The sequence below is a fragment of the Actinomadura fibrosa genome (assembly GCF_900659615.1).
In the GTDB taxonomy this organism is placed as follows: domain Bacteria; phylum Actinomycetota; class Actinomycetes; order Streptosporangiales; family Streptosporangiaceae; genus Spirillospora; species Spirillospora fibrosa.
In genome coordinates, this window is the sequence record NZ_CAACUY010000299.1 from 1 (window position 1) to 9,607 (window position 9,607).

9 protein-coding genes and 1 pseudogene are annotated in these 9,607 nt (G+C 73.5%); 2 read left to right on the forward strand and 8 right to left on the reverse strand.

What is annotated here, in order from left to right; translation table 11 throughout:
* Positions 1 to 61: 61 nt before the first annotated feature.
* The 5 genes from E1300_RS43630 to E1300_RS43650 all read right to left on the reverse strand — a co-directional run bounded on the left by E1300_RS43630 (position 62) and on the right by E1300_RS43650 (position 6,140).
* The gene (locus E1300_RS43630) at positions 62 to 934 is read right to left on the reverse strand and encodes an ATP-binding cassette domain-containing protein (protein ID WP_131763155.1); all 873 of its coding nucleotides are present in this window, start codon (positions 932 to 934) and stop codon (positions 62 to 64) included.
* 19 nt (positions 935 to 953) lie between these two features.
* A complete protein-coding gene (locus E1300_RS43635; RefSeq protein ID WP_207400303.1) occupies positions 954 to 2,027 on the reverse strand; it encodes a substrate-binding domain-containing protein in 1,074 nt (357 codons plus the stop codon).
* A gap of 378 nt (positions 2,028 to 2,405) precedes the next feature.
* Positions 2,406 to 3,524: an LLM class flavin-dependent oxidoreductase gene (locus E1300_RS43640; RefSeq protein ID WP_131763156.1), complete on the reverse strand. Its 1,119-nt coding sequence runs from the start codon at positions 3,522 to 3,524 to the stop codon at positions 2,406 to 2,408.
* 40 nt (positions 3,525 to 3,564) lie between these two features.
* The gene (locus tag E1300_RS43645; RefSeq protein WP_131763157.1) at positions 3,565 to 4,764 is read right to left on the reverse strand and encodes an LLM class flavin-dependent oxidoreductase; all 1,200 of its coding nucleotides are present in this window, start codon (positions 4,762 to 4,764) and stop codon (positions 3,565 to 3,567) included.
* A complete protein-coding gene (locus E1300_RS43650) occupies positions 4,761 to 6,140 on the reverse strand; it encodes an NtaA/DmoA family FMN-dependent monooxygenase (RefSeq protein WP_242619777.1) in 1,380 nt (459 codons plus the stop codon). Before E1300_RS43650 ends, E1300_RS43645 begins: the two co-directional genes overlap by 4 nt.
* A gap of 237 nt (positions 6,141 to 6,377) precedes the next feature.
* On the opposite strand from E1300_RS43650, the gene E1300_RS43655 reads away from it, so the two are divergent.
* Positions 6,378 to 6,884, forward strand: coding sequence for a flavin reductase family protein (locus E1300_RS43655; RefSeq protein ID WP_131763159.1), 507 nt, complete (start codon positions 6,378 to 6,380; stop codon positions 6,882 to 6,884).
* A 12-nt stretch (positions 6,885 to 6,896) separates the two neighbouring features.
* Here the strand turns inward: E1300_RS43655 and E1300_RS43660 are convergent, their stop codons facing one another.
* Together E1300_RS43660 and E1300_RS43665 are read right to left on the reverse strand one after the other, a co-directional pair.
* Entirely contained in the window at positions 6,897 to 7,787 is an 891-nt protein-coding gene (locus E1300_RS43660) for an ABC transporter permease (protein ID WP_131763160.1), read from the reverse strand.
* A gap of 2 nt (positions 7,788 to 7,789) precedes the next feature.
* Entirely contained in the window at positions 7,790 to 8,773 is a 984-nt protein-coding gene (locus E1300_RS43665) for an ATP-binding cassette domain-containing protein (RefSeq protein ID WP_131763161.1), read from the reverse strand.
* Between the two features lie 87 nt (positions 8,774 to 8,860).
* Between E1300_RS43665 and E1300_RS43670 the strand changes: the two genes are divergently transcribed.
* Positions 8,861 to 9,388 carry a MarR family winged helix-turn-helix transcriptional regulator gene (locus E1300_RS43670; RefSeq protein WP_165503259.1) on the forward strand — a complete coding sequence of 176 codons (528 nt, stop codon included), beginning with the start codon at positions 8,861 to 8,863 and terminating at the stop codon, positions 9,386 to 9,388.
* On the opposite strand, the pseudogene E1300_RS43675 reads toward E1300_RS43670, so the two are convergent.
* A pseudogene (locus tag E1300_RS43675) lies at positions 9,340 to 9,607 on the reverse strand (hypothetical protein); the annotation flags it as partial. The gene E1300_RS43670 and the pseudogene E1300_RS43675 overlap by 49 nt on opposite strands.

A 9,607-nucleotide genomic window follows, 5' to 3' on the forward strand; every position in this document is an offset into this window, starting at 1 on the left:
GCCCCGCGGGCCGGGCTCCTCCCCCGCCGGCGCCGCCCCCGCGGAAGGCGCCGTGGTGACCTCACTCATGATCGGCCCTCTCCCTCGTCCCGGCGGGCGCGGCCCGCCGGCCGTCGTCGGCCGCGGCGCCCCGTCCGGCGCGGCGGCTCACCACGTTGTCGTCGGCGCCCGTGATCGCGGCGACCAGCTCCTCCGCCGACGCCGTCGCCGCGTCGAACACGCCGTTGTTGCGCCCGAGCCGCAGCACCGCGACGGTGTCCGCGACGGCCTGCACGTCCGCCATGTTGTGGCTGATCATGATGACGCCGAGGCCCCGCTCGCGGAGCCGCTCGATGAGGTTGAGCACCTCGGCGGTCTGCGCGACGCCGAGCGCGGCGGTCGGCTCGTCCAGGATGATGACCTTCGGGTCGCCGAGCAGGGAGCGGGCGATCGCCACCGTCTGGCGCTGGCCGCCCGACAGCGCGGCGACCGGGACGTCCACCGCCGGGATCCGGGCGGACAGCTGGGCGAGCAGCGCGCGGGCGCGCACCTCCATCGCCACGTCGTCGAGGCGCAGGGCGCGCAGCTCCCGGCCGAGGAACAGGTTCTGGATCACGTTGAGGTTCTCGCAGAGCGCGAGGTCCTGGAAGACGGTGGCGATGCCGAGCTGCTGCGCGGCGGCCGGGCTCGGGATCCGCACCTCCCGCGGCCCGAACGCGATGGTCCCGGCGTCCGGCGGGTGGACGCCGGACAGGACCTTGACGAGGGTGGACTTCCCGGCGCCGTTGTCGCCGACGAGCGCGACGACCTCGCCCGCGGCGACGTCGAGGTCGACGCCGGTGAGCGCGGCGACCGCGCCGAAGGACTTGCTGACGCCGCGCAGCGACAGCAGCGGGTCCGCCGGCCGGGGGGACGCCGGACGGGAGGACGCTGGCAGGGGGGACGTTGGTGGCATGGCGAACCTTCGGCGATCGCTACTTGAGGCCGAGCTCGGCGCAGGAGGCGGCGTAGGGGGCGGTGCAGACGTCCGCGGTCTTCAGCGCGCCGCCCGGTCCGAGGAGCACCTTCCCGACGTTGTCGCGCGTGACGACGGTCGGGGTGAACAGCTCGGACGGCGTGCCGAACAGGGTGGTCTTGCCCGCCGGGCGCTCGCCCTTGACGAACCGGTACGCGACGTCGGCCGCGGCCTCGGCGACGATCCTGATCGGCTTGGAGATGGTGTTGTACTGGTCGCCGGCGACGATGCGCTGCGCGGCGGCGAGCTCGGCGTCGTTGCCGGTGACCGGCGGGACGTCGGCGCCGGCGGCCTTGAACGCCGCGATCGCGCCGCCGCCGGTCCCGTCGTTGGCGGCGACGACGCCCGCGATCCGGCCGCGGAACTTGCTGATCTGCCCGGTCACCCACTCCTGGGCCTTGGCGGGCTCCCAGTTCGGGGTGTCGTACTCGGCGAGGAGCTCGTAGCCGCTCGGGTCGACGGCGCTGTGAACACCCTTCTTGATGAGGTTGGCGGCGGCGTCGGTCGGCGAGCCGTTGACCTCCAGGATCCCGCCCTTGGCCTTCTCCTGCTTCAGGCGGTCGACGAGCGACTGCCCGATCATCGCGCCGATCTTCTCGTTGTCGAACGAGACGTAGTAGTCGGCCTTGGCCGCCGGGATCGGGCGGTCGTAGGCGATGACCGCGACCTTGCGCGCCTGGGCCATGCGGACGATCGAGGCCGCCGCGGCGGAGTCGACCGGGTCGATGACGATCGCCTTCACGCCCTGCGCGAGCACCGAGCCGGCCTGCTGCTGCTGTTTGGACGCGTCCGCCCCGGCGTTCTGGTAGAGCACCGAGCAGCCGCCGCACAGCCGCTTCACCTTGGCCTTGAACAGCGGCGCGTCGTACAGCTCGTAGCGGGTGGAGGCGATGTCCGGCATGAGGAACGCGATCTTGGCGTTTCCCGCGCCGCCGCCGGACCCCGAGTTCCCGGACGAGCAGGCCGCGGCGGGGGTGAGCGCGGCCAGGGCCGCGGCGGCCGCGGCGGCCGTCCGGAGGGAGGGCTTGTGCACTGGGTTCTCCTCGGTGGTGCGCGCCCGCGGGACGGGCGGTCGAACCGGCACGGCCGACCGGATCACCGGCCGCCGCGGGGAGAACGTAACATCAGCGACGTTAGAAGTGTCAATACATGGCCGTTAACTAACATTCAGAGACGTGACGAGATGGCGTCGACGCGCGTGAAGGCGCACGTCATCGCGCGGCATCGGTCGCACGGAAACGGTGACTCAGGCCAGCGCGCAGCCTGTTATCTGCCCCGAAGAGTTCGCACGGGATGCGCCGGTTCCGTCACGGAACGCTGCCGCGCGAGGGGTGGGCGAACGCCAGCGGGTCCCCTGCCGCGCCCGGACGGCAGGAGACCCGCTGAACTTAACAGCTCAGATGTTAAGGACTCAACTCCCCCACGCGCGGGCCAGCAGCTCGTAGGAGCGGACCCGGTCGGCGTGGTCGTGGGTGATGGTCGTGATGAGCAGCTCGTCGGCGCCGGTGACGCGGCGGAGGGTCTCCAGGCCGGCGGCGACGGTGGCGGGCGAACCGGTGAACTGGGTGTCGACGCGGTCGGCGACGAGGTCCCAGTCGTCCGGCCCCCAGTGGTGGGTCGCCGCGTCGGCCGGGCTCGGGTACGGGATCGCGGCGAGGCGCGACCGGATGCTGTGCACCCAGAGCGGGTAGGGCGCGGCGAGCTCGCGCGCCTCCTCGTCGGTGGGGGCCACGACGACGTCGGCGGACACCACCACGTACGGTTCGTCCAGCACTGGGGACGGCTTGAACGCGGCGCGGTAGGCCTCCACGGCCTCCAGCACGTTGGACGGGGCGACGTGGTAGTTCGCCGCGAACGGCAGCCCGCGCTCCCCCGCGACCTGCGCGCTCTGGCCGCCGCTGCTGCCGAGGATCCACAGCTCCACATCGGCGTGCTCGCCCGGGATCGCGTGCGCCTCGTACCCCTCGGGCGAGCGGTAGGAGCCGTCCAGCAGCGCGGCGATCTCGTCGACCACGCCCGCGAAGTCGGGCGGCTCGGCGCCCGGCTGCTGGAGCAGCGCGCCGAACAGCTTGACGACCGGGGACTTCGCGAGCCGCGACTGGTCGAACGGCTCGGGGATGAGCAGGCCGTCCACCACCTCGCGCCCGCGGCGCGGCGCAGCGGTACCGGTGCCCGGGGCGCGGGTCTCGGCGCGGCGCTGGCCCGAGCGGCCGAGGCCCAGGTCGATGCGGCCCGGGAACAGTGCGTCGAGCGTGCCGAACTGCTCGACGACGGCGAGCGGCGTCCAGTGCCCGGTCTGGACGGCGCCGGACCCGACGCGGATCCGGGACGTCGCCGCCGCGACCGCCCCGATCAGGACCTGGGGGGCCGAGCTCGCGACGCCGGGGGCGAGGTGGTGCTCGGCGAGCCAGTAGCGGCGGTAGCCGGCCTCCTCCGCGCGGCGCGCGAGGTCGAGGGTCTCGCGGAGGGCCTGGGGCACCGTGCCGCCGGCGCGGACGGGCGCGAGGTCGAGGACGGACAGCGGGATCATGCGCGACCTCCGGGGGGCAGCGGACCGCGGGCCGGGCCGGTCACGGCGCCGCCGCGTAGCGGTTGGCGGGACGGGGCAGGCCGAGGTGCCCGCGCAGCGTGCCGGACTCGTAGGCGGTGCGGAACGCGCCGCGCCCCTGGAGCACCGGGACGAGCTCCCGGCTGATCGCGGCGAGGTCGGACGGCAGGACGCCGGGGCGGAGCCGGAAGCCGTCCAGCCCGGCGTCGCGCCAGTCCAGCAGGAGGTCGGCCAGCTCGCCGGGGGTGCCGGCGAAGATCTCGGCGTCGGAGGTGAGCGCGGCGCCGTCGAGGTCGTCGAGCCGGGCCTTGCGGGCGGCGGCCGCGCCGGGCTCGGTGTCGAGGAACACCAGCAGGTCCGCGAAGATCCGCAGCGGCTCGCCGGTCCGGCCGACTGTCCGCTCGGCCTCGCGGACCTGCGCGACGATCGTCACGGCGTCCGGCCGCGAGTGCGGGGTGACGTACACGACGTCGGCGCCGCCCGCGGCGAACTCGTACGGGACGACGTCGTGGGCGAGGGCGGTGACGAGCGGCTGGCCCTGCGGGGGGCGCGGTGTGATCGAGGGGCCGCGGACGCTGAAGCGGGGGCCCTCGAAGTCGATGTAGTGGAGCTTGTCGCGGTCCAGGAAGCGGCCGGTGGCGGCGTCCCGGATCTCGGCGTCGTCCTCCCAGCTGTCCCAGAGGCGGCGGACGACCTCGACGGCGTCGGCCGCCTCGCCGAACAGCTCGGCGATGAGCGCGCGGCCCTCCGGGGTCCGGAACGCGGCCGGCTCGAAGATCCCAGGGAAGGTGCGGCGGCCGAAGTGCGCGGCCTCGTGGGCGCGGCCGGAGACCTGCGGGCGCCACCCGGCGCGGCCGTGGCTCGCGTAGTCGAGCGAGGCGATGCCGATGGCGACGTGGAAGGGCTCGTTGTGCGTGGTCCCGGCGGTCGGGACGAGCCCGATCCGGGACGTCGCCGGAGCGAGCCGCGCGGCGATCAGGACGGCGTCGAGCCGGCCGCGGACCTGGTCGGTCCGGTCGTCGGGCAGCCCGAACCGGGACGACTGGAGGGCGAAGGAGTCCTCGATCGTGATGAGGTCGAGCAGGCCGCGCTCCGCCTCGGCGGCGAGGCCGGTCCAGTAGCCGGCGGAGAACAGGTCGGCGGGGCGGGCGGCGGGGTCGCGCCAGGCCGCGGGATGCCAGCCGGCGCCGTCCAGGGCGGCGGACAGGTGGAGCCGGGTCATGACGAGGCCTCCTCGCGGGCGCGGGCACTGGCGGGGCGGGGGGCGCCGAGGCCCAGGTGGTCGCGCAGCGTCGGCCCGGTGTAGTCGGCGCGGAACACGCCCTTCTCCTGGAGCAGCGGCACGACGCGGTCGACCAGGTCGTCCAGGCCGCCGGGGGTGAGGTGCGGGACGAAGACGAACCCGTCGGCCGCGTCGGTCTGCACGAACTCGTCGATGCGGTCGGCGACCGTCCGGGGCGTGCCGACGAACGTCTGCCGCCCGGTGGCCTCGATGACGAGCTCGCGGATGCTGAGGCCGCGCTCGGCGGCCAGCGCCCGCCAGCGGCGGACGACCTCGCCGCGGTCGCCGCGGAACTGCGCCCGGCCCTTCGACACGCCCTCGCTGAGGTCGGGCTCGACGTCGGGCAGCGGGCCGTCGGGGTCGTAGGCGGACAGGTCGCGCCCCCAGTAGCCCTCCAGGTAGGCGATGGCGTTCTGCGGGCTGACCTGCGCGCGGCGGATCTCGTGGGCGCGCTCGGCGGCCTCCTCCTCGGTGTCGCCGAGGACGTAGGTGACCGCGGGCAGGATCTTCAGCTCGTCGGGGCCCCGCCCGTACTTCGCGAGCCGGCTCTTGACGTCCTTGTAGAAGGCGCGGCCGTCCTCCAGGGTCCCGTGCCGGCTGAAGATGACGTCGGCGTCGGCGGCGGCGAACTCGCGGCCCTCGTGCGAGTCGCCGGCCTGGATGATCACCGGGTGGCCCTGCGGGCCGCGCGGCGTGGTGAAGCGCCCGGCGATGTCGAAGTGCTCGCCCCGGTGCGCGAAGGTCCCGGCGCCGGGGCGGACGAACTCGCCGGCCGCCGCGTCCGCGAGGACGTCGCCGTCCGCCCAGGAGTCCCACAGCTCGCGGGCCGTGCGCAGGAACTCGGCGGCGCGGGTGTAGCGGTCGGCCTCGTCGAGGAAGCCGCCGCGCCGGAAGTTCTCGCCGGTGAACGCGTCGTAGCTGGTGACGACGTTCCAGGCGGCGCGGCCGCCGCTGAGGTGGTCGAGGGTCGCGAGGCGCCGCGCCACGTCGAACGGCTCGTTGAAGGTGGAGTTGACGGTGGCGGCGAGGCCGAGCCGCGTGGTGACCGCCGCGAGCGCGGACAGGACGGTCAGCGACTCGGGCCGCCCCGCGACGTCCAGGTCGTGGATGCGGCCCTTCATCTCGCGCAGCCGCAGCCCCTCGGCCAGGAAGAAGAAGTCGAACCTGCCGCGCTCGGCGGTCTCGGCGAGGTGGACGAACGACCCGAAGTCGATCTGGCTCGCCGACCGGGGGTCGGACCAGACGGTGGTGTTGTTGACCCCGGGGAAGTGGGCCGCGAGGTGGATCTGCTTGACGGGCGCTGACGTGACGGGCACCGATACGACTCCTTCACCCATTACCTACTTAGAGGGTAGGAAAAATAGATTAAGGAGTCAACCATGCCGACGACCCTGCCCGCCGCTCCGCCCCGCCCATTCCCTAGCAAACCGATAGGCAAGATTGACTTTCGAGCGGGTGTCGTGTTTGCATCGGAATGTGCCAGTCCAGCCACCGCCTGCCCGGCGCCGCCCGTGACCCCGGCCCCTCACCCGTCCGACCCCCGGAGCACGCCCATGACCGAGATCCTGCCCCGCCGGGCGGTGGATCCCGCCGCGTTCCGCGAGGCCCTCGCCCTGCACCCCGCCGGCGTGGTGATCATCACCGCGCACTCCGGCGGCGCGCCGGCCGGGCTCACCGCGACGTCGTTCTCGTCCGTCAGCCTCGACCCGCCGCTCGTCTCCTTCTACGTGGACCGTTCCTCCACCACCTGGCCCGCGCTCCGCGCCACCGACCGGTTCGCCGTCAACCTCCTGACCGGCGACCAGGCCGACCTCGCCGCCCGCTTCGCCCGCCGCGGCGCCGACCGGTTCGCCCCGCCGACGTCCTGGCACCCCGACGAGCACGGCGCGCCGCTGCTGGACGGCGCCGGAGCGCACCTGTCCTGCGTCCGGCACTCCACGGTCGACATCGGCGACCACATCCTCGTCGTCGGCCTGGTGACCGGCGCGGACCTCATCGACGGCGGCCACCCGCTGCTCTACCACCGCGGGTCCTTCGGCCACTTCCACCCGCACGGCTGACGCCCGGCGGCGTCAGTCGGCGCGGCGGAACTCCAGGATGGCGACCCCCATCAGCCCGAACCCCATCAGCAGGACGATGACGATCTCCAGCCACACCGGGACGAGCCAGCCGTTCCACGTGACGCCGGGGTTGAAGGCCCGCTCCAGCTCCGGCGAGGCGTCCAGGTGCGCGAAGACCGCCTGCCGGAGCGGGTCGACGGCGTAGGTCAGCGGGTTGAACCGGGTGAGGACGCTCAGCCACGCCGGCAGGCCGTTCAGCGGGTACAGCGCCCCCGACAGGAACATCATCGGCATCATGGCCATCTGCATCAGCCCGAAGAACGACTGCATCGTCTTGATCCGCGCGGCCATCATCACGCCGAACCCGGTGAGCGCGAACGCCCCGAGGAACATCAGGACGAGCAGCTGGAGGATCAGCAGCGGATCGTAGGGCACGCCCGCGAGGCCCGCCAGCAGCACGATCACCGCGCCCTGGACCGTCGCGACCAGCGCCCCGCCGACGCACTTGCCGACCACGATCGCGCCGCGGCTGACCGGCGCGACCAGCATCTCCCGCAGGAACCCGAACTCGCGGTCCCAGACGATCGACCCGGCGGAGAACATCGCCGTGAACATCACCGACATCGCGCACACGCCGGGGAAGATGAACGTCTTCAGGTCGATGTCGCCGGCGGGGCCGCCGCCGCGCGCCATCAGGTTGGACAGCCCGGTGCCCATGACCAGCAGCCACAGCACCGGCTGGATCAGCCCGGACACCATCCGGACCTTGTCCCGCCAGAACCGGATCAGCTCCCGGTGCAGGACGATCTTCACGGCGCGCAGGTCGTGCCGGACGCTGCGCTCGGGCACCACGACCCGCGCGACGTCGGCGGCCGGCGCGGCCGTGGAAGCGGTACCCGCCATCGTCATCTCCTCGCCGCGCGCATCATCATGCGCATGTGGTCGCTCGCGCCCGCCTCGGCGTCGCGGATCGTCGAACCGGTGAAGGACATGAACACGTCGTCCAGCGACGGCCGCGAGACGCTGACCGACCGGATCGGCACGCCGAGCTCGGCGAACAGCCGCGGGACGAACGCCTCCCCGGAGGCCACCGAGAAGGTCACCGCGCCCTCGGAGACCCTCGCCTCCAGATCGAACCGCTCCTTGATCGCCGCGATCGCGGCCTCGTCGTCGGCGGTCTCGATCCGCACCCGGTCCTTGCCGACGCCCGCCTTCAGCGCCTCCGGGGTGTCCAGGGCGACGATCTGCCCCTTGTCCATGATCGCGATCCGGTCGCAGTTCTCGGCCTCGTCCATGTAGTGGGTCGTGAGGAAGATCGTGATCTCCTCGGCCTCCTTGAGCTGCCGGATGTACTCCCAGATCGACGCCCTGGTCTGCGGGTCGAGGCCCACGGTCGGCTCGTCCAGGAACAGGACGCGGGGCGAGTGCAGCAGCCCGCGCGCGATCTCCAGCCGGCGCTTCATGCCCCCGGAGTAGTGCTGCGCCCGGTCCTCGCGCCGGTCCCACAGCCCCACCATCCGCAGGACCTGCTCGATGCGGCCCGCCGTCGCCGCGCGCGGCACCCCGTACAGCTCGGCGTGGAAGCGCAGGTTCTGCTCGCCCGTCAGGTAGCCGTCCAGCGTCGGGTCCTGGAACACGAGCCCGATGTTGCGGCGCACGTCGTCGCGCTGGGCGACCACGTCGTACCCGGCCACCCGCGCGGCGCCGCCCGACGGCCGCAGCAGCGTGCAGAGCATGTTGATCGTGGTCGACTTCCCGGCGCCGTTGGGGCCGAGGAACCCGAAGATCTCGCCCGGCCGGACGGCGAACTCGATCCCCCGCACGGCCTCCACGTCGCCGAACCGCTTGCTCAGGCCGTCGACGGCGACGGCCGGTTCCCCGCTCGGCATGGGGCCTCCTTCTTTCTTGGATGCTCCAACGGTAGGATCGCCCTATCTCTCAAGTCAAGAGAGATTGGATCACCCCAAGGAGTTGCCGTGGAGGACCGGCCGGACCCGCTGCACGACTCGCCCTCCTACCTGGTGTTCGAGCTCGTCAGGCTGATCCGCAGAACCTCGGCCGAGCTGTTCCCCGGCGAGCGCCTGCGCCTGCCGCACCTGCTGGTGCTGTCCTGCGTGGCGCGGCTCGGGCCGCTGTCGCAGCGGGAGGTCAGCGAGTACCTGCGGATGGACGCGGGCGACATCGTCGGCCTGGTCGACGCGCTGGAGGACGCGGGCCACGTCCGGCGCCGCCGCGACCCCGGAGACCGGCGCCGCTACGCCCTCGAAGCCACCGAGGACGGCCGGCTGTTCCTCGCCCAGAGCCGCGACGGGCGGGACCGGCTCAACGACCTGCTGTTCGCACCGCTCGCCCCGCACGAGCTCGACCAGTTCAAGGCGCTGGTGCTGCGCGTCCTCGCCCAGCACGACGAGCGCTTCACCGCACCCCCCGGCGCGGCGTCCGGCGCGGCGTCCGCTCAGCGCACGGAGATCGCGGCGCCCGCGCGCAGGCGCGCCTCGTCGTAGCGGCGCAGGACGAGCCGCGCCGTCGCATCGTGCGCGCCGATCGGACCCGTGACCGAGTCCGCGCCGCACGCCAGCATCCGGTCGTGGAACCGGCCCGGCGCCAGCACGTAGGACGCCACCGCCACCCGCCCCGCGCCCCGGCGCCGCCGCCCGGCGACCACCTCCGCCAGCTCCGGGCCCCCCGCCGCGACGAACCCGAACGGGACCGGCCGCCGCAGC

What these genes read in the sequence shown, in the direction of transcription:
- E1300_RS43630 (WP_131763155.1), bottom strand. Translation starts at nt 934, where the DNA reads ATGCCACCAACGTCCCCCCTGCCAGCGTCCTCCCGTCCGGCGTCCCCC.
- E1300_RS43640 (WP_131763156.1), bottom strand. Translation starts at nt 3,524, where the DNA reads ATGATCCCGCTGTCCGTCCTCGACCTCGCGCCCGTCCGCGCCGGCGGC.
- E1300_RS43645 (WP_131763157.1), bottom strand. Translation starts at nt 4,764, where the DNA reads ATGACCCGGCTCCACCTGTCCGCCGCCCTGGACGGCGCCGGCTGGCAT.
- E1300_RS43655 (WP_131763159.1), top strand. Translation starts at nt 6,378, where the DNA reads ATGACCGAGATCCTGCCCCGCCGGGCGGTGGATCCCGCCGCGTTCCGC.
- E1300_RS43660 (WP_131763160.1), bottom strand. Translation starts at nt 7,787, where the DNA reads ATGGCGGGTACCGCTTCCACGGCCGCGCCGGCCGCCGACGTCGCGCGG.
- E1300_RS43665 (WP_131763161.1), bottom strand. Translation starts at nt 8,773, where the DNA reads ATGCCGAGCGGGGAACCGGCCGTCGCCGTCGACGGCCTGAGCAAGCGG.